Annotated in this window: 17 protein-coding genes; all 17 read right to left on the bottom strand. The window is 50.1% G+C overall.

Annotated features, from left to right (window positions below; genetic code table 11):
- Nucleotides 1-66 precede the first annotated feature (66 nt).
- Entirely contained in the window at nt 67-1,314 is a 1,248-nt protein-coding gene (locus tag VMP31_RS03600; RefSeq protein WP_325504162.1) for an O-antigen ligase family protein, read from the bottom strand.
- Between the two features lie 176 nt (nt 1,315-1,490).
- Nucleotides 1,491-2,804, bottom strand: coding sequence for an undecaprenyl-phosphate glucose phosphotransferase (locus VMP31_RS03605; protein ID WP_325504164.1), 1,314 nt, complete (start codon nt 2,802-2,804; stop codon nt 1,491-1,493).
- Nucleotides 2,805-3,077: 273 nt separating this feature from the next.
- Nucleotides 3,078-3,911, bottom strand: a complete 834-nt coding sequence (gene galU, locus VMP31_RS03610; RefSeq protein ID WP_325504166.1) for a UTP--glucose-1-phosphate uridylyltransferase GalU — start codon at nt 3,909-3,911, stop codon at nt 3,078-3,080.
- Between the two features lie 59 nt (nt 3,912-3,970).
- Entirely contained in the window at nt 3,971-4,852 is an 882-nt protein-coding gene (rfbD, locus tag VMP31_RS03615; protein ID WP_325504168.1) for a dTDP-4-dehydrorhamnose reductase, read from the bottom strand.
- Nucleotides 4,853-5,164: 312 nt separating this feature from the next.
- On the bottom strand, nt 5,165-5,698 hold the full coding sequence (gene rfbC / locus VMP31_RS03620) for a dTDP-4-dehydrorhamnose 3,5-epimerase (protein WP_325504170.1): 534 nt from the start codon (nt 5,696-5,698) through the stop codon (nt 5,165-5,167).
- Entirely contained in the window at nt 5,695-6,573 is an 879-nt protein-coding gene (gene rfbA / locus VMP31_RS03625; protein ID WP_325504172.1) for a glucose-1-phosphate thymidylyltransferase RfbA, read from the bottom strand. Before rfbA ends, rfbC begins: the two co-directional genes overlap by 4 nt.
- A gap of 108 nt (nt 6,574-6,681) precedes the next feature.
- Nucleotides 6,682-7,749 (bottom strand): dTDP-glucose 4,6-dehydratase, encoded by a 1,068-nt coding sequence (gene rfbB, locus VMP31_RS03630; RefSeq protein ID WP_325504174.1) that lies wholly within the window; start codon nt 7,747-7,749, stop codon nt 6,682-6,684.
- A complete protein-coding gene (locus tag VMP31_RS03635) occupies nt 7,746-8,492 on the bottom strand; it encodes a glycosyltransferase (RefSeq protein WP_325504176.1) in 747 nt (248 codons plus the stop codon). Before VMP31_RS03635 ends, rfbB begins: the two co-directional genes overlap by 4 nt.
- Before the next feature lie 35 nt (nt 8,493-8,527).
- Nucleotides 8,528-9,619 (bottom strand): glycosyltransferase, encoded by a 1,092-nt coding sequence (locus VMP31_RS03640; protein WP_325504178.1) that lies wholly within the window; start codon nt 9,617-9,619, stop codon nt 8,528-8,530.
- Nucleotides 9,604-10,176, bottom strand: coding sequence for a DapH/DapD/GlmU-related protein (locus VMP31_RS03645; protein ID WP_325504180.1), 573 nt, complete (start codon nt 10,174-10,176; stop codon nt 9,604-9,606). The genes VMP31_RS03640 and VMP31_RS03645 overlap by 16 nt, the downstream gene beginning before the upstream one ends.
- Nucleotides 10,169-11,452 (bottom strand): hypothetical protein, encoded by a 1,284-nt coding sequence (locus VMP31_RS03650; RefSeq protein ID WP_325504182.1) that lies wholly within the window; start codon nt 11,450-11,452, stop codon nt 10,169-10,171. The genes VMP31_RS03645 and VMP31_RS03650 overlap by 8 nt, the downstream gene beginning before the upstream one ends.
- On the bottom strand, nt 11,442-12,566 hold the full coding sequence (locus VMP31_RS03655) for a polysaccharide pyruvyl transferase family protein (RefSeq protein WP_325504184.1): 1,125 nt from the start codon (nt 12,564-12,566) through the stop codon (nt 11,442-11,444). Before VMP31_RS03655 ends, VMP31_RS03650 begins: the two co-directional genes overlap by 11 nt.
- Before the next feature lie 21 nt (nt 12,567-12,587).
- Nucleotides 12,588-13,538 (bottom strand): nitroreductase family protein, encoded by a 951-nt coding sequence (locus VMP31_RS03660; protein ID WP_325504186.1) that lies wholly within the window; start codon nt 13,536-13,538, stop codon nt 12,588-12,590.
- A gap of 23 nt (nt 13,539-13,561) precedes the next feature.
- Complete coding sequence (locus VMP31_RS03665; RefSeq protein ID WP_325504188.1) at nt 13,562-14,872, bottom strand: flippase; 1,311 nt, start codon at nt 14,870-14,872, stop codon at nt 13,562-13,564.
- A gap of 555 nt (nt 14,873-15,427) precedes the next feature.
- Nucleotides 15,428-15,919, bottom strand: coding sequence for a transcription/translation regulatory transformer protein RfaH (gene rfaH / locus VMP31_RS03670; RefSeq protein ID WP_325504190.1), 492 nt, complete (start codon nt 15,917-15,919; stop codon nt 15,428-15,430).
- A 298-nt stretch (nt 15,920-16,217) separates the two neighbouring features.
- On the bottom strand, nt 16,218-17,750 hold the full coding sequence (locus VMP31_RS03675; RefSeq protein WP_325504192.1) for an MBL fold metallo-hydrolase: 1,533 nt from the start codon (nt 17,748-17,750) through the stop codon (nt 16,218-16,220).
- Nucleotides 17,751-17,886: 136 nt separating this feature from the next.
- The gene (locus tag VMP31_RS03680) at nt 17,887-19,173 is read right to left on the bottom strand and encodes a Wzz/FepE/Etk N-terminal domain-containing protein (RefSeq protein WP_325504194.1); all 1,287 of its coding nucleotides are present in this window, start codon (nt 19,171-19,173) and stop codon (nt 17,887-17,889) included.
- Nucleotides 19,174-19,542 lie beyond the last annotated feature (369 nt).

The following is a 19,542-nucleotide window of genomic DNA, read 5'->3' on the forward strand; positions in this document are numbered from 1 at the left end:
GGCGCAAACGACAAAGCCCAACAAGCAGGTTACCGCCTGTTGGGCTTCGCTGCGTTCAGCGCCAACCTACCCGGCCGCGGTGCGCTCCTTGGTGTTGCCCGGCTGCACACCCAGCAAAATACCTACCGGGAACCAGAACAGCACCCAATACGGGCTCGGTCGATGGAAGATGGCGTAGACATCCGACACCATGGCCACCATGGCATACACCAGCAGCGCTATGCCCAGGCGCGCCAAAGGCTGAGCCCGGCATTGCCAGCCCTTCCATAGCAGGCTCAGCAGCAGCAAGGCAAACAAGACGATGCCAACAATGCCGTATTCGTACCAGAGTTGCAGGTACAGGCTGTGGGCGTGTATCACACTGAATTTGTGAGGAGGGGGGAAAGTAAACTGAAAATCGGCACCGGCTCCGGCTCCGGCCAACCAGAATTCGGGAAGGCGCTCAATCCAGTTATCCCAGATCAGATCGCGATTGCTCACTCCCTGTCGCATCTCTTTCTGGATCTCTGGCCAGAACAGGTAGGCAGTAACCAGCATCAATAAGCAACCCACCCCGATAAGGCTTCGCGAGCGAGTATTGGGAAACAGCAGCAGCAGGACAAAAGCACCCGTCGCAGTGGAAAACCAGGCTCCACGGGAAAAGGAGAGCAGCACATAAGCCAGCAGCCCAAGCATGCCCAACGCCAACACAATTGCCTGCCAAACACGCAGCTTTAGACCCACGAACAGGTAGGTCAAAAGCACCGCGAACACGCCATAGTACAGGCCCGCGATAACCGGATGTTTGAGGTCCGCCAGGCCACGCCAGCCCAGTTCGCTTAAGCGACCGAAATAGCGGATCTTGTTGTACTCCAGCGGCTTGTCGAGCACGCCAAATTGGTAGTAAAGCGTCAGCCAGGCAAAGAACGCAGCCAGTGCTACTACAGCCAGCAACAAAACGTTAAAGGCGTTCTGGTGGCGTACAAGGCTGGCCACGGCAAATACGTAGAAAACGATCAGGCCACAGATTTTCAACCAATAGGCCAGATCTTTAGCGGAGCCCGTATTGAACAAACTACTCAACACGACCCAGGCCAGCAGGCATAGCAGGATAAGGCCGGAGACCTGACGCCAAGTGTTCAATGACAAGCGCCGCCACAGCAACAGCAGCAATGCCGGCGCAAACAACAGTAGATACATCTGGGTCGCGTAGCGGCTGCCGTCGTTGTTGAACAGCAATCCGGTCAACTGCACAAACAAGCCCAGTGCCAGAACCCACAACCAGGCAGTTGGTAGCGCTGCACCGGGTGCCGTCAATCGCTGAGTGAAACGCACAAATCTTCCTTTCTATTTACTGACACCAAACAGCCCCAGCCCAGCAGGAGGGCTTTCAATAGGCCATGTCCCAATGATGGGTTGCACGATGGCACGGCTTACGCCGAATAGTCCCCTCGCCCCTCTGGGGAGAGGGGTTGGGGCGGCAAGGCAACACATGGTCGGTGCACAGCCCTTCAATAGGCGTTCTTGTTGATAAAACCCTTGAAGACCGTCAGGAATACAATCTTCACATCCAGCCATAGCGACCAGTTGTCGATATACCAAAGGTCATACTCAACGCGCTTCTGCATTTTTTCCAGGGTATCGGTCTCGCCACGATAACCGCTGACCTGCGCCCAACCGGTGATGCCAGGCTTGACCTTGTGCCGCTGCATATAGGACTCGACCAAATCCTTGTAGTACTCGTTATGGGCCAGGGCATGGGGGCGCGGGCCAACAATGGACATGCGCCCCTGGAGCACATTGAAGAACTGTGGGAGCTCATCCAGGCTGGTACGGCGCAGAAATGCCCCCAGGGGCGTGATACGCGCATCGCTGCGGGTGGCCTGAGTCACCTCCCCCGAAGCCTCCTGATGCATCACCATCGAGCGGAATTTGTAAACTTTGAAACGCTTACCGTTGATGCCCGTGCGGTACTGCTTGAACAGGATAGGACCGGGCGAGGTGAGCTTGATGGCAATTCCGATGGCCAGGCAGACCGGCACTATCATCAGGCTAATCAGCGTGCCTAACAGCATATCCTCCAGCCGCTTGATCAGCCGCGCCGGGCCATCCATCGGGCTGCAGCTCAGGTCCAGGGAATAGAGCCCGGCGATATGGCTGACCTTGTGGTTAAGCAAGGGGATATCACCCCACTCAGGAATAAAGCGCACTTCAACTGTGTGGTGACGCAAGGCGTAGAGGATCGAGCGCAACGCCCCGCCCTCGCTCAACGGCAAGCACAACCACACCTCGTGCACGGCATGCTCATTGACAGCCCGGACCAGGTCATCCAGCCATTGTGGGCCACCTTGGGCAAAGGCCAGGCTATGGGCAATGGTAAAGCCGGACTCGCCAAGCCCACGGCCATTACTCAAACGCTGAGCCGTTTCACCGCCTGCCTCAACCAACAATACCGACTTTAGGTTACGGCCTCCGGCGCGTAGCTGACGCAGCAGGAGGAAAACACCGAGACGCATCAGCAGGCTAAACGAGCACCCGATCAGCAATAGCGTGAAAAACCAAAGGCGCGAATAGTCCCCCGAAACCTTTAGGAAAAACGACAGGGACAGGAGTATGCCGGCCGCTGCCATCCAACCGATCAGCAACCGGCTAACCTGACGCAGAAATGGCTTGCCGCGCTGTGAGCCATAGGCCCCGCTCATACCCAGGCAAAAAACCAGGACGATAGCGGTCAGCAAGGTCGCCGTATCGTAGCGCCCAGCCATCTCGAAATTATCAAAGCGCCAATAGTGGGCCAGGAACCCGGCAACAATGACCAGAGCCATGTCCAGCAGCGCCACAAATAGCGAGACGGGGTAGCGCTCAGCAAATGTAGGCTGGTAACTCGGAATGGATTGCATATCCTTTACAAAACCCCAAACAGCTAACTGATAAAGCGCCGAATATTAAAGCCCTGCGGCACAAAAGCCCATGAAAAAGACCACCACGGCCCAACTTCCAGCCCCAGCACAGCATTGTGGGAGGGGCTTTAGCCGCGACTGGCATCACCCAATCGCCGCTAAAGCGCCTCCCACAGACCATATGCGCGAGCAGTTTGCCTACTGTTCTTTCTTGTAGAACTGCTCAAAACAGTAATTAGTCGCCTCGACATAACCTTCGGCACTGCCACAATCGAATCGCTGGCCCTTGAACTTGTAAGCCAGCACAGCGCCCTGCCGGGCCTGCTTCATCAGTGCGTCGGTAATCTGAATCTCACCGCCTTTGCCTGGTTCGGTATCGGCAATCAGCTGGAAGATATCGGGGGTGAGGATATAGCGACCGATAATGGCCAGATTGGAAGGAGCCTCTTCGGGCTTCGGTTTCTCAACCATATGGCTGACGCGATAAAGATCGTCACGGATCATCTCGCCGGCGATCACACCGTACTTGTAGGTCTCCTCGCGGGGGACTTCCTGAATCGCGACTATCGAGCAGCGGAATTGGCGATATAGCTCGATCATCTGCAACAGCACCGGGTCGCCCCCTGGGTTGACGCACAGGTCATCGGCCAGCACCACGGCGAAGGGCTCCTCGCCGATCAGTTGCTGCCCGCACAAGATGGCGTGCCCGAGCCCCTTCATTTCCACCTGGCGGGTATAGGAAAAGGTACAGGCATCAATCAACAGGCGCGTGCTATCCAGATAACGCTCTTTATCCGTGCCCTGGATCTGATGCTCCAGCTCGTAGCTGATATCGAAGTGATCCTCCAGTGCGCGTTTGCCGCGCCCGGTGATGACCGCCATATGCTGCAAACCAGCGGCATACGCCTCCTCAACCCCATACTGAATCAGCGGTTTGTTGACGATAGGCAGCATCTCCTTGGGCATCGCCTTGGTAGCCGGTAGAAAGCGCGTGCCGTAACCCGCCGCAGGGAAGAGACATTTACGAATCATATGAAACCCTTAAACCTTAAAGACGAAAAAGAAGTAGATACAGCGAAGCCTGTTCTCAACTACTGCCCGGCCAGCTCCAACAAAACCGCACGCAGCTCCGTGCGCCAATCGACAGGCGTTATCTGCTGGGCCTGCTGCAGGCGGCTGCAATCCATGACCGACCATGCCGGACGCTTCGCTGGCGTAGGGTACTGCGCCGTACTGATGCCATGTACCACTGGCACCCGCGGCAATATGCCCAGCTCGTGCCCCTGGGCGAAAATCTCTTGGGCAAAACCATGCCAACTGCAGGCCGGCATGCCGCTGTAGTGATAGAGCCCCCACTGCAATGCACCGCTATCGCGGTACTGCTGCGCCAGGGTCCATAGCGCGCGAGCGATACTCGCTGCAGAGGTCGGGCAGCCTTGCTGGTCGGCCACCACTGACAACTCATCGCGTTCACGCCCCAGCCGCAGCATGGTCTTGACGAAGTTATTGCCATGGGCACCGAACACCCAGCTGGTGCGCAGGATCATATAACGGCTGCAGCCCGCCACCAGCGCCAACTCGCCCGCCAGCTTGCTCGCGCCGTACACTCCGGTGGGAGCAGTGGCGTCCTGTTCGCCATAGGGGGCGGTGGCATCCCCAGCAAACACGTAATCGGTAGACAGATGCAGCAGCGCGATGGCCCTGGCCTGCGCGGCACTGGCCAGGTGCGCGACTCCATCACGGTTCACTGCGTAAGCCAGTTGTGACTCGCTCTCAGCCTTGTCCACAGCGGTGTAGGCCGCCGCATTGATGATCAGCTGCGGTTGTACCCGCGCCACCACCGCCGCCACTTGCGCCGCATCGGCAATATTCAGCTCGGCCGAGCCCATCCCTATCGCCTCGAACCCCTCAGGCACCAGGCGCATCAGCTCATGACCTACCTGGCCATGGGCACCGGTAATCAATACACGCATATAAAAAATCTCAAGATTGGAAAAATATCAGGCGCGATACCACAGCCGAAGGTTGAGACCCGTAGGGTGCCACTCCCCGCAAGCAGTACACCGTGGTTTATCGTCGCGGCATACAGCTGGCAGGTTGTGGCTGCGCTCCTGAACGACAGGAGTTTCGGGCCACCCTAAATCTCCTCCACCATCTACCGCCATGCACATTCAACTCCCTCGCCCCTTAGGGGAGAGGGCTGGGGTGAGGGGACAAAGCCCTGGCTGACTGGCTTTTTAGGCTGGAAAAAGCCCTGAGTTTCGCCCTGCCCCCTCGCGCCTGATCTAGCGAATCAAATCACGCAACCCAGGGTTGTGCATATCCTTGGCGGACAATTGCGGCTCGCTGATAGGCCAGGGGATATTTACATCCGGGTCATTCCAGATCAGCCCACCCTCGTCTTCCGGGAAGTACAGATCAGTGCACTTGTACTGAAAATCCGCCACCTCGCTCAGCACACAGAAGCCATGGGCATAGCCCGGCGGCACCCAGAGTTGACGGTGGTTCTCGTCATTCAGCTCCACCCCCACAAACTGGCCGCATGTCGGCGATTTCGGGTCGATATCCACAGCCACGTCATACACTGCACCGCGGCTGACGCTGACCAGCTTGCCCTGGGGGCGGGTACGCTGGAAATGCAAGCCGCGCAAGACCCCGCGCTGCGAGCGCGAGTGGTTGTCTTGGACAAAGGGCAAATCGATTCCCGCCTGACGATAGCGCTCGACCTGGAACGACTCGAGGAAAAAACCACGATGATCGCCAAACACCTTGGGCTCGATGATCAATACACCGGGCAGTACTGTCTCGATGACCTTCACTGGACAGCCTCCTGCGTCAGTAGGCGCTGAAGATATTGTCCATATCCAGTTTTGCTTAGCGCTTGGGCCTGCCTAGCGAGTTGCTCGGCCGAGAGCCAGCCCTGCTGATAAGCGATTTCTTCCAGGCAGGCCACCTTCAGCCCCTGACGCGCCTCGATGATATGTACAAAGTGGCTAGCTTCCATCAGCGAATCATGGGTGCCGGTATCCAGCCAGGCGAAACCACGACCAAGCAGACTGACATGCAAATCACCTCGCTGCAGGTAGGCATTGTTCACGTCAGTGATTTCCAGCTCCCCACGGTGGGACGGTTTTACCTGCTTGGCAATTTCCACCACCGAATTGTCGTAGAAGTACAAACCTGTCACCGCATAGTTAGACTTAGGCTCCGTGGGCTTTTCCTCGATCGAAATCGCCTTGCCGGCGCTATCGAACTCCACCACGCCAAAGCGCTCGGGGTCGGAAACGTGGTAACCGAATACAGTGGCACCAGTTTCGCGTTGAGCGGCATCGCGCAACATGGAACTGAAGCCATAGCCGTAGAAGATATTGTCGCCGAGGATCAGGCACACGCTGCTATCACCGATAAACGACTCGCCGATCAGGAACGCTTGCGCCAGGCCATCCGGCGAAGGCTGCTCGGCATAGCTCAGCTCGATACCGAATTCGGAGCCATCGCCCAATAGCTTGCGGAAATTCGGCAAGTCTTCCGGGGTGGAAATGATCAATACCTCGCGAATGCCGGCCAGCATCAGCACCGACAAGGGATAGTAGATCATCGGTTTGTCGTAAACCGGCAGCAACTGCTTGGAAACACCCCGAGTAATGGGGTGTAAACGCGTACCGGAACCGCCGGCGAGAATAATGCCTTTCACGTGAGTACTTCCCTCAGCAAAAAATAAATCGAATAGCCGCAATCGAGGTCGCAGTACCTCGGTAGGAGGTTCAGCCCAAGGGCAAGGCTCTCGCCCCTAGAGCCCGAATCAGGACTCGCCCAAACGCCCAAGACGATAAGTACCGCTGAGCACACTCTCCCACCAGCCACGATTATCCAGGTACCACTGTACCGTCTTGCGCAGCCCTGTTTCGAATGTCTCTTCCGGCTTCCAGCCCAGCTCGCGCTCGATCTTGCCGGCGTCGATGGCATAGCGGCGGTCATGCCCTGGCCGGTCCTTTACAAAGGTAATCAACTCCCTGTAGGAGCGGACTTCGCCACGCCCATCGGTTCCCGGCACCAACTCATCGAGCAGGTCGCAGATGGTTTCCACCACCTGCAGATTACGCTTCTCGTTATGCCCGCCGATGTTGTAGGTCTCGCCCACCACGCCGCGGCTGACCACCTCGCACAGGGCGCGCGCATGGTCTTCCACATACAACCAGTCACGAATCTGCGAACCGTCGCCATACACGGGCAATGGCTTGCCAGCAAGCGCATTGAGGATAACGTGCGGGATCAGCTTCTCCGGGAAGTGGTACGGCCCGTAGTTGTTCGAGCAATTGGTCAACAGTACCGGCAGGCCATAGGTACGCTGCCAGGCGCGTACCAGATGGTCGGAGCTGGCTTTGGAGGCCGAGTAAGGCGAACTTGGCGCATAGGACGTAGTTTCGGTGAACAAATCGTCCGTTCCCTCAAGGTCGCCATACACCTCATCGGTGGAAATATGATGAAAGCGGAACGACGCCTTCGGCTCGTCCGCCAAACCGTTCCAATAACGGCGGGCGGCCTCCAGCAAGCTGTAAGTGCCGACGATATTGGTCTGGATAAAATCCGCCGGGCCATCGATGGAGCGGTCCACATGGGACTCCGCCGCAAGGTGCATCACCGCCGTTGGCTTGAATTCGGCAAACACCGCATCCAGGGCCGCGCCATCACAGATATCCACCTGATAAAAATAGTAGCGAGGCGAATCGGACACTGAAATCAGCGACTCCAGATTGCCGGCGTAGGTCAACTTGTCGAGGTTGGCAACCTCGGTAGCGGTATTGTCGATCAGCTGGCGAACCACTGCGGAGCCGATGAAACCAGCACCGCCAGTAATTAGAATTTTCATAAGTTTGTATAGTACCTAATGGCATCTTTAACATGATACTGCAAAGCTTTGTTTCTCAAGATGGTGCTAAAACCACCTTCACTACAACGCTGACCATCAGCGACAACGGTTACCGCTGGATCATAAATAACTTTACCGCCCATCTCATAAGCCAACTGACAAATTTTTATGTCAGCCATAAAAAGAAAGAAGCGTTCATCCAAGCCACCGATACGCACCCAAAACCCATAGTCAACCAAAACACAAGATGACTGTAACCATGGCACTGGTTGTTTTAGACCATAATCAAACTGAGAAAGAAGATATGCATCCACACGCTTTCTAAAGTAAGGAATCTTCCTCAATACAGAGCGCTTAGCCAGCAAATCCCAAAAACCCGGATATCCTCGAACTGTCGAGGGCCTGGAGCCATCATCATTAATCTGGGCCGGACCGACTATAAACACATCATTATCTGAAAAATTCGACAGTAACAACTGGCAATCAGTTTTCTTATCGAAAATAACATCAGGATTTAAGAGCAACACATAAGAACTAGAAACACCATCAACAGCATAGTTGACAGCTCGCGTATAACCCAAATTCTTTTCTGACCTTAACAACCTAACCGAGCGAGGCAATCCGCTCAATAAAATTTTAAAATTATCATCCGAACAAGAATTATCCACCACTGTCACAAGAATATTCTCACAAGATTGCGTCATTACTGAAGCAACCGACTGCAAGACCCGGGCGGCCTTCATAAAATCCACTATTACAAAATGAATTAAACAGTTCACTACATCTCACTCAATAAATAATTTGCAAAAGAATCCCACCCAACAAGCTTACTATAGGGGAAACTCTTTACTTTTGGAGAATCAAACCCCCCTTTACTCTGAAAGCGTTTAACCGCACAAACAAAGGACTCAACAGACAGGGGGTCAAACCAATAAACAAATGGATAATCACCAACAGTTTCATGCGCATAGGCTAAGTCGGCAGCAATGATAGGTTTTTTAAACATCTTTACCTCAGTCAAAGGCAGCCCCCAAGTCTCCAGCAGTGAAGGGAAAACTAATGCATCGCACTGCTGGTAATATTTATAAACCTCAAATATATCCAATCGCCCCAAAAAGGAGCAATTCCCAAACACTTCATCACCTACAACACTTCTTATATAAGGATTCTCATCACCTGTTATTGAAAGTAAAAACTTAACTTCAGGCAAATGGCGAGAGGCTGAAAGCAACAACTTATGATTCTTAAAATATCGAGGAAAGGCAGGATAAAATAACTCTAAGTTAGCATTTGATTTTGTTTGCTCCTTATCCTCATGCACCAAAGGTGCTGCCTTAATATCAGGTTCAGCAATCATCAAATTATTTAAATTAAAGATCTTAACAAATTCATCTGCCATCCACCCTTGCTGAACAAAAACCTTTCTATTTTTACCTATATTAAATCTATACAAATATTTATACAGCCTAGAGAAAAGGAACTGTTTTGGATCCAAGGAGAAATCTGAAAAAGGAAAATCAAGGAATACCGATGGGTTATGACAATAAACGTACCGTTTCTTAACATCGACATTTGGTGATATGTCATGCAGCGATAACCAAGAGTCCGCTTTTAGGTTACGCGACAGAAAATAAAAATAGAAATATTCATAAAAAATCCTATAGATCCACGACGTCTTAGACTTTGGGAAATAAAAAAAATCGAGATTTTTATAGTCTTGTTCGCATATCACATCCTGATTAGAGACTAAAAAAATTATCCGTACTGTTCCTTTCTCAATTTTATTGAAAGCACACAAAGCATCTTTAAGGACAGTTAACGCCCCTCCGTCTACTATATTGATAGCAGAAACTATTAAAGTCTTACCCATTCCCCAGACTCCTCACTGTACTTTTTGATTACCCTAGCAGGTATACCCGCCGCAATACACCCTGGCGGAATATCAGAAGTGACGACAGAGTTTGCTCCTACTATAGCCCCCGCCCCGATAGTGACACCTGACAAAACGACAACCCCTTCACACAGCCAAACATTACTTTCAATAGAAATAGGAGCACCTTGCAGTACTCTAGTATCTGGCGGCACTGATGGAACACTGCAATTGCCCCCGCTATACTGGCCATGACCATGATCCACAATAGTTACTCGACTACCAATGAGCACATCATCACCAATTGATATGTGGTAGGCAGCTCCAATATGAAAATAATCATTAATTTTTACCCTATCTCCAAATCTAATGACTGCAGCCCTCTCCACGACCTCAAGCCTTAAATCTTTGCCTGCGGTAAACTCTTTACCGAAAAAATATGTTCCATTAGCAATTATCCGGGGGATTCCCTTTATAATTCTTACATTACGCCCATAGAGAAGCCGGCTCATAACCACCCAAAGCGCATTCCGAATGATATATATAATTTTATCCATGCTTTAATTCTCGTTTTTTTGCGACCAACACCAGAAAGAACGTTAAAGTCAACATTAGACCCGGGGAAAAATACCCATACCCCCGCAAAAAAAACTCAACTAAATAAGCGAATATAAAAGTCGACAAAAACAGGATATAGCGATGCTCACTACAACCAAATAAAGTCTTTGCTTTAAAAACATAATTCAGCAAAAACCCTATAAAGAAAAAAGTGATTACCAGCCCGATAACCCCCAATTCCGCAATCACCTTAGAGGCGAGGAAACCACCATCAGCCCGGTTAAAGTCAGTGCCGTAAAGCATAAATATCCGCTCAGCGATATCTCCAGGTGGGTTTGTACCAAGCATTTGAAATCCTAACCCAAGACCATTGGTATTAACTAAAGATCTCCACGCTTCATCCCACCCCTGCAGAAATACAAGTGTAGTAAGATTAGTACTTTCTGTAGAAATATTTAGCCGTGAAGAAAAGTACTCAACGGTAGGACTGTCAGAATAGACGGTAAATACGAAAGAGGCCGCCACGATCCCTCCCCCCGCCATCGCACAAATTAAAAAAATATGCCGACTACCCCAAAAAACAAAAAACAGCACCAAACAAAAAACCAAAAGGGTTAGATTAGGAAAGAAGGCTGCCTGTGCAAAAACAGAAAGTAAAACAAAAACTTTAAACAAGAATTTTTTATTTATTGCGGCAATGCATGCCAATGGCCCAATGGTCAACGCATAGTGACTTTCCTCAGAAAAAGGAAACACGGGCTTCTTCAGCGAACTATAATTATAAACCTTCACCCCATAAACAATCTCGATCCATCCCAAAAAAAGAACAAGTAGAAATATTAAAACAAAAGTATTTTCTACAGACTCATAACTTAAACTAGCCATTCGCCGAGAAAGCAGAACACAAGCTAAGATCGGTAACAGTATGGCTACAGCGGTAAGAAGAGGCTTTGCAAAAAGCGTAGAAAAATAACCATAAGCACTCCCCATCAAAACGAAGGCATATATAAAGAAAGAAATCAAAAAACCATAAAAATTAAATTTCAAGACAGCTGCAAATCGGATATTAATCAAAATAACAGAAACAGATGCAACAACCACCCCAAAAGCCAAAGAAGTAGCCGCTGTTTGCACGAACAACAACTGGGGTATAAGCTCAATTATAATTACCGAAAAAAATAGCGCAGCCGAAATCCTTATACTACGCAGTGATGAAAAGGCCGCAACATTTATCTCATTGCCCCGTGCGGCCATTGCATTTTTATTAGCAGTCATGACTATTTTTTTCTACTGTATTAAAAAACCCATCCAGCACTTGATAACATCGAGCCCGCTCATTTCCCAAAGCACAATCTGAGTTTAAAAATGAAACATCAAGCGATATTTTTTCGACATCTCTAATGTCTTGAATAAATCGTTCGCTCAGACCTACAAGCTTTAAAAAATCAGTAATCCTATTCTGACCATGAATCGGCTTTACCGAAACAAATGGGATATTGAAGTTCGTAGAGAAAACTGTGCCATGAAACGAATTAGTTACTACAAAATCAGCAGTCGCAAAATAATTAATATACTGTTCCGGGCCAGCATCCTTAATATGTTGATCTGATTTAAATTTCAAAAACGGACTTTGATCAATAGTTATAACTTCCAAGCCAAGCTTCGCAGAAATATAACCAACCACATCACAAAACAATCTATCTGGCTTCAATGCATATACTAGAATAAACGGATTTTTTTTCTGAGCCTGACCAAGAGACATCGCTCGTAACCATTCATGCTTGGTCAGCATCAAGGTAGGGTCTAAAACACTAGGCACATCGAACCCCAGTAAAGACTCTAAGCGATCACTCAGCGTCTTTTCTCTTACGCTGATAGCGTGATATGTTGAGAGGTAGGCCGAAATCAAATTAGCCTTCTCAGCTGTGAAGACATAGGACCCAGCACTAGATGCATATGAAACCTTTCTCCCTGATTCAACAAAGTCCAATAAAAAAATGGGGTCTAGCGCATCTACTTCACTTACAATAGTCGGATTCCATATTTGATCACTTCCCGAGACATAATAATCATAATCCAAAGTAGCAGAATATAGCTCTTTCGTTGTATAGGGCGCACTTAAGCAAAGTTTGCTCCTTGTAAAATCGTTAAATTTCCCCAAGATTCTTCGCCGGTTAAAGAACCTGAACACATCCTTACCAACACGCAACATAGCTCTAAACTTAAAGCTAAATCTAAAAAGTTTAGTATTTATTGATAGATAATCACTCCTATAATCTATAATTTCAACAGCGCCAAACCGAGACAAAACTTCTTGACTTGCAAATGCTTGCAAAGAGGCCCCATAATTTCCTGCATTATGAATGGTTACTAACGCTATTTTTTTCATATGGTTTACAACCTATCTAGTCTATAGCTGCGTGTAAACTTCGGCCAAAGGTCTGCGTGCAGAAACACACACTTTATTTTCCTCATCAGGATAACCCAGCGCTATAAGCATTATCACTGAATGTTCAGATTTAATCGGTACCAGCTGCCTAAATTTTATGTCATCACTAGGGTCCTGACTCCAATTTAAGCAACAAGATGCAACACCTAAAGAGTGAAACGCCCATACCAATGACATTGCAAACATCCCACCATCAATCCAATGTTGGTATCTTTCCTTAGGTGAAACAAAAGCGCGCAAATCTGTAGTAACTACTAAAAGCCTCTTAATTTTATGACCAAACCCACGATTACCATTTTGACAGCTTAAGGCGCTAACTATCGCACTGGGTGTTTTCAAATCATATATGTGCCATGCCTGGCGATTACACACAGAAGGAGACTTCATTGCTAGACGGACCGCGCGTTCCACGGTGCTACTCTCAACAATCTGCTTACTAAAATCACGCAACGTATATCTTGACAAGAAAAAAGACTCCGGATCAGGAAGCTCTCCTCTTCTAAAATCTTTTTCGCCAAACGATTTCACACCACCGATATTTTCAACAAACGCAGCATAAGCATCCAACTCGCCATGGATTTTCTGCGCTTCGGGAATCGCAGTTAATTGCCCTGTAAACTGCTTCAACACATTCAGCCCCACCTTATCTTGAAAACCAAGATTGCCGCTATCTAGCGCTTTAATGACAACGGAATGTAGTAGTTTAGTATTCTCCCACCCTGCATTTTCCTTCCTGTCTTTTAAACTAAGACTTTTTTCAAGACTGTGATATATCTTAACTGCTGTATAATTCCGCTCGTCCCTTTGGCTATAATTTTGGTTCCAGGCCGAGTAGAGAAAATAACGCTTATAATCATATAAAAAACTGAAAAAACACAATCCTAAACGACCTATTTTTTTGAAAAACACCATATTATAGAAACCTCCAAGCTGAATTATTTTTTTCTAAGATCAAAGAAACCACGACCAAAAACATATTTCTGCGCCCCTCTATAGTAGAGGAACAGCAAAACACCATTACTGAGTAAGGTCGTGTATGCAGCTCCAATCACCCCATAAATCGGTATAAAGACAATATTAAGAGCTACATTTATTACAGCGACCACCAGCATATATTTTACTTTCATCCTCATGTGCTCTTGAGTTACAAGAGTCGCACCGACACTAAACGCCAAGAACGTTATTGGTGCGGAAAGAGCCAACACTTTAAGAACACCTATTGACATCTCGTACTGAGCACCGAAAATTAGATCAATCATAACACTTGAAATGCCCCATAAAAACAAAGCAGTTATTAGCCCAAGAATGAGCATTGCATAGTTACCTATACGGTACACCTCGAACAATTGTTCGCGCGAAGAATTTGCCCAACGATGCATTTTAGGTAGAAAGAATTTTTGATAGACAACACCTGGAAATAAATACACAGCTGCCATAACAGTAAATCCGACATTATATATCCCAGCTTCGGCATCACCTATGTAATATTTAATTAGTATTATATCACTTTGGTAATAGACTAAATGCGATAAGGCAGCTACCCCAAATGGCCATGCAGACATTAGTACGGCACTTATTGCTGGAGCCGCCTTATTGTCGTTAGAAGACATGACTGGCTTAGCACCATGTCCTCTTAAAAAAAACCGCCCTCGGTACATTGCATCTACAACATACAACCCAGTCATAAAGAAAAGTAAAGAAACAACCGCATAAATGCTCCCTACATTTAATACATCAAACCCCGCATCAATAATAAAAAACAGGAGTATCAGCATAACAAGCCGGGTAAAATGCGGTAAAAACTGCCAAGCAGACAACTTGAAATACTGTTCTTCCAATTGATATCTACCAGAAACCAATTCAAGAGCCAATTGACCTAAAACATAAAAGCTCAAAATAATTATAAGTTCTTTAGTTATAGAGTCATGAGGCCCCCCCCACGCCCAACCATATAAAATCAAAAGAGCTGATAACGTAGTTATAAAGACAGACTTAAACGAACTCGGGAACCACCTTACCGCTGTCCAACCTTCCTCGCCAAAAGCCTTTAGCCAAAACTGCGCAACTCCAAATCCAGCTAATGGTACGACCAGTAAGACCATAGCCATTGCAGATGAAAACAAGCCAAATTCATCAGCATTTAGTTGTCTTGCTAAAAGAACTTGTGTAAAAAAAGCACATGCTGCTCCGCCTATAGAGCCGAGCCATAAAAAAGATACGGCTTTAACTGCTTTGACTAAACTCATAGTATTTACAAAAATCCTACTTCACAGTCCACGATATAATTAAACATACTTAGCAGCATCGTTTTTTTGCATATATAACAACGACGAAATAGCCAGTTAAGCAAGCATTTCACAACAATATTTCCCAACCCAAACCGATGCTATTTTCTACTCACTAGCAATCTTACCAGCAAACCTTCATCTTACTTATTTTGCGGTAGACGACACTTTTGTTTAGATAAGCCTCAAGCTGACCACGAATATCATAGGCTTTGAAGCAGGTAAGCTGTGTCATTGAATGGTGTGCCTTGAAGTCTCAGCAAACTGGTGGGCCGATTTGATTTGAATGATGCGGTCAATGTTCTATGGGTAGGAGGTGCTGCTGGAAGAATATTTGAGGCCAAAGTGGAACGTCAAAATGCCCTCTACAAGAGCGGCTGCAGCGCACTTCTTTAGTGGTTCGATTCCAGACACGCTACCGCCCCAGGATTTACCGTTGGTTTCCTGAGAACGTCCTTACTTAAATTGTCTGGCCTTGCCAGGTATTACCTTGCCCCCGCCAAGGTCGGGGCTTATTCAGCTCTTGACAATGTTCGCCAACGGCACACTGACCTGCTGCTGGCGGCTAAGCATATTGAGCAGCAGCAGCACACGCTGCTCGCCATCCATGGCCACGAAGATAGCCTCCAGCTCGGCAAAGCCGCCTTCGGTAATACGTACGCTATCCCCTGCCTCGAGGGTCGGTTTAACGGGTAAGGCCGTGCGCTGTTGCAAATGCACGATCAAGCTGTTGTCGAGCCGCAGCGGCATACCGCCGAAAGCCACTATGCGACTGACCCCACGGGTTGAACGTAAGGGTGTCCAGTTGGCATCAGCTGCCAGCTGAATAAATAGATACCCGGGGAACAGCGACTCGACGACGAGTTGTCGACGGCCACGCACAACCCGTTCGCAGGCATGCTGCGGCCGATAGCAGACATAGCCCTGGCGCAACAGATGTTCTTCTGCGCGCTCATCCTGACGGGGCTTGCAGTGCACGAGGTACCAAGCCGGGGCAGGCCCTTCCATGCAGGGGGTATTTGCAACAGGTACATTCATATGTGTAACAACCCTGCCGATGCGGCATCTGCCTCACCGACCGTTCACTCCTGCTTGCAACTGGCTATTGAGCCGGAAGCATGATCCGTTCCCATCTGGTCAGCCGCTAGGGGAGCCCAGGAAGAATTTTAGGCCATAGAGGCCACATTTATGTGTGTTGCCAGGTGCCGGCCTGTGGGATCGCCTAGAATTCTTTATCGCCCACAAGCTAGTCCTACAAAAGCGGGCATTTTCCACACCCATGTGGGTCACAAGCTGGCTCCTACAATTAGTCATCATTGACGCCACTGGGGATTAATAGCTCCAGGTTACGTTGGGCCTGCTTGTAGAGCGCCTTTAGGTGCTCGCCAAGCTCCCCTTTAGCCTTGGCATCGCCGTGGACAATCCGTACTTGCTCAGGCCAGCGGCGCATGCCTGTTACAAAGCGCAGTAAGCCTTGCTGATCCGCATGAGCTGAATAGCCGCCTATGGTATTGATTTTGGCGGCAATCTTATAGCGCTCTTGGTCTAAATCCACATATCCGCCCCGTGCACCATATAGCTGGATCGCGTGGCCGGGCGTACCTTGGGCCTGATAACCGACAAACAGAACGTCATGCCGGGGGTCATGCAGCATCGCTTTTAGATAATTGACTATACGACCACTGCTGCACATTCCGTTCCCGGCAATCACAATGGCTGGACGAGCGGTAGAAGCCAGATGGCGCACCATGGCTAGATGGGCCTGGTGGCTATCGACTGTGAGTAATTGCTCAAAGCCCAGCGGGTTGCGGCCCTGCTTGACGCGCTGCAGTGCCTCGTTATCCCAGAAAGGCTTAAGTTCGCGATAAACCTGGGTAAAGCGGCTGGCCAGGGGGGAGTCGAGAATGATGGGGAGTGTGGGCCAGTCAGGGCCAGCCGTGTCGCGACCGCTGTTTTTACCCCTCACCCCAGCCCTCTCCCCTGAGGAGAGAGGGGGATTAACAGCGACGCTGTTCGCCTGCCCTTTGTTAACGACATCAAGCTTTTTGCGGTGAATGATGTCTTCTAGCTCGTAGAGCAGCTCTTGGGTGCGGCCGATGCTGAAGGCGGGGATCAGGACCGTGCCGTTGTTGGCCAGGGCTTGTTCGATAACACGTTCCAGGCGCTGCCGTCGGGTACGACGGTTTTCGTGTAGGCGGTCGCCGTAAGTGCTTTCTATGACCAGAATGTCGGCACGGTAAGGGGGCTTCGGTGCCGGTAGCAAGGGCGCATGGGGGGCACCCAGGTCGCCGGAGAAGACAATGCGTTTCTTCTCTCCGCGGGCGGGGTAATGCAGGTCGATTTCCACATAGGCCGAACCGAGGATATGCCCCGCGCGCTGCAAGCGAATACGACAGATCAGAACCTCGCTGTCGTGCAGGGTGAACCAGGCGTTGTAAGGCAACGCAATAATGCGCTGCTCAATCAGCTTGATATAACGCTCGACTTGCTTCTGATCGCGACTGAAGCCAAGCTTGAAGGCATCTTCCAGGACAATGGGCAGCAGCTTGGCCGAAGGCTCACTGCAGAGTATCGGGCCTTTGAAGCCGGCAGCGAGAAGGTAGGGAATGCGCCCGACGTGGTCGATATGCACATGGGTCGCGACCAGGGCCTTGATGCTATCTAGCGGGAATTCGATGCCTAGGCGATCTGCCGCGGACTTGCCCTCAGCCGAAGTTTCAGCCCCCTGAAACAGGCCGCAGTCGATCAGCAGGCTGTGCTGAGCATCCATTAGCAACTGATGGCAGGAGCCCGTCACACCGCCGGTGGCCCCATGATGCAGAATTTCCGGATAGTCCATGTTATCGATCTGCGTCAGTCCATTAACTATTGCCAGCAACCTGCGTATTGCTGGCGCTGCAAGGTGCCTGCAGGACAGCGGCTATATTGCCCGCCACGAGACGGGCCCAGGGCATTCGGATATCGAACTGCAAACGTTAGGTCAGCTTCGGCCCTGCGGTGTTACTGCGCAGCATATTGCGCACCAAAGCTATAAACAGGCCGAGCATCCCCCCCAGAACCACCCCTAAAGCCAGGATCAGCAGCTTCTTGGGTTTGACGGGCCTGATCGGCTGGGTAGCCAACTGATCAAGATTGGCGAGTTTCAAACCTGAGACATCGACGTTAAGGTTGCGCAAATGTGCCGCCTCTTCACGCCACACCGCCAGCTTCTTAAGAAAAAGGTCTTCGTTCTCACGCTTGTTAAGCACTTCAACCTGGCGATTGTTCGCCAATAGCTGCAACTCTTTGGCTATTTGCGCTACACGTGGTTCGGTGAAGTCATCCGAGCGCCGCTGCAGCAAGGCATTACGCTCGGCTTCTAGTGCATCAGAGCCCATAAAATAGAGAGGAATCTGCTGGTTATTTACCTCGGTACGGATCACGCTGCCTTGCCCCGAGCGCTCGCCTTCGCCCAGCGCCGAAGGAGTGGTCGGCTTGGTAATACCGAGTGACTTGGCAATACGAATGGATTCGTCCAGCTGAGTAATACGATTATCCCGGCGGGTCTTGAGCTGCTGGCGCAAGGCTTTGAGTTCATCCTGCAGCTCGGCGCGTTTTAAGCTATCCGCCTCAAGCAGGCTGGCAATTTGCGACTCTTTAGTCGCCTCATAACTGGCGCGCGCAGCACTTATCTGCAGCTCAAGCTGATTGAGTCGGTTCTGAATCACCACAGCGAGATCGGCGGCGATACGCTCACGCTCCAGCTGGAATGCATGCTCAACAAGACCATTGAGCAAGGCAACGCCGTTGACATCTTCTGGGTATGTCAGCTGAATCCCAACATAGGCACTGAGGTTGTTAGTCTTCTTGGGGTCGGGCTGGAGCATAACGAAGGCTTTATCATTAAAGCGTTCAAAGGTCTGCTCAAGACTGCGGTTGGGCTGGCGCAAAGCCTCGAACAGCTCCTGATTGGAACGGAAAAACTCCAACCGACTATCGTAGGACTCTAGGGAAGCACCCACTCGCTGCATAGCCTGATCTGGCGTGAGTTCATAAACACCGGAGCGATTCAGCGCATCGAGGTCTTTGATCACAGCTGGGCGCAGTATGCTTTGCACTTGATATTCAGCGGTGGCCAAAAATGCGTATGCTGCTGCCGCCAAGGTGACAGCGGTAGTTACCAGCACGATCAGTAGCTTCTGCTGCCAGAGTGCGCGTACCAGTGCAGCCAGATCGATTTCATCGCTGGGGGTTTGTTGTACTGCAGGGGAAATTGCATTCACGACGAAGATCCATCTTTTAATAGGGCTTCACTGATTCGCCAACAAGGGGATCACGATCCTTGATTTTTTTGTTATCCGACTCGGCCGGTGCTTGAAAGCACACAGCGCAAGGGCTTGCGCCAATCCTGTTAGCAGTGATGCGCGGCATTGTGCCAGCACTACCTGACATTGCAAGTCTTGACAATGCCATAAGACACACAATCGACAGGGGTAAATTGTGTGATGACTGTCGCACGGCAAGTGAAACACGGTGCGGAAAGACTGATGTTGACTTGCAAATCATTGAGCGGCGACTCAACGGCGCGTGCGCCCCAACGGCTTATCGCCTATGCAACACCCAATAGTGAACGGCTGCAGATAAGGCCTAGC

The sequence above is a fragment of the Pseudomonas sp. genome (assembly GCF_035512415.1).
Lineage (GTDB): Bacteria > Pseudomonadota > Gammaproteobacteria > Pseudomonadales > Pseudomonadaceae > Aquipseudomonas.

Bases quoted from the DNA above. Each gene is read 5' to 3' on its own strand.
- VMP31_RS03605 (WP_325504164.1), bottom strand. From the start codon at position 2,804: ATGGCTCTGGTCATTGTTGCCGGGTTCCTGGCCCACTATTGGCGCTTT.
- galU (WP_325504166.1), bottom strand. From the start codon at position 3,911: ATGATTCGTAAATGTCTCTTCCCTGCGGCGGGTTACGGCACGCGCTTT.
- rfbD (WP_325504168.1), bottom strand. From the start codon at position 4,852: ATGCGTGTATTGATTACCGGTGCCCATGGCCAGGTAGGTCATGAGCTG.
- rfbB (WP_325504174.1), bottom strand. From the start codon at position 7,749: ATGAAAATTCTAATTACTGGCGGTGCTGGTTTCATCGGCTCCGCAGTG.
- VMP31_RS03635 (WP_325504176.1), bottom strand. From the start codon at position 8,492: ATGAAGGCCGCCCGGGTCTTGCAGTCGGTTGCTTCAGTAATGACGCAA.
- VMP31_RS03640 (WP_325504178.1), bottom strand. From the start codon at position 9,619: ATGGGTAAGACTTTAATAGTTTCTGCTATCAATATAGTAGACGGAGGG.
- VMP31_RS03645 (WP_325504180.1), bottom strand. From the start codon at position 10,176: ATGGATAAAATTATATATATCATTCGGAATGCGCTTTGGGTGGTTATG.
- VMP31_RS03650 (WP_325504182.1), bottom strand. From the start codon at position 11,452: ATGACTGCTAATAAAAATGCAATGGCCGCACGGGGCAATGAGATAAAT.
- VMP31_RS03655 (WP_325504184.1), bottom strand. From the start codon at position 12,566: ATGAAAAAAATAGCGTTAGTAACCATTCATAATGCAGGAAATTATGGG.
- VMP31_RS03660 (WP_325504186.1), bottom strand. From the start codon at position 13,538: ATGGTGTTTTTCAAAAAAATAGGTCGTTTAGGATTGTGTTTTTTCAGT.
- VMP31_RS03665 (WP_325504188.1), bottom strand. From the start codon at position 14,872: ATGAGTTTAGTCAAAGCAGTTAAAGCCGTATCTTTTTTATGGCTCGGC.
- rfaH (WP_325504190.1), bottom strand. From the start codon at position 15,919: ATGGAAGGGCCTGCCCCGGCTTGGTACCTCGTGCACTGCAAGCCCCGT.
- VMP31_RS03675 (WP_325504192.1), bottom strand. From the start codon at position 17,750: ATGGACTATCCGGAAATTCTGCATCATGGGGCCACCGGCGGTGTGACG.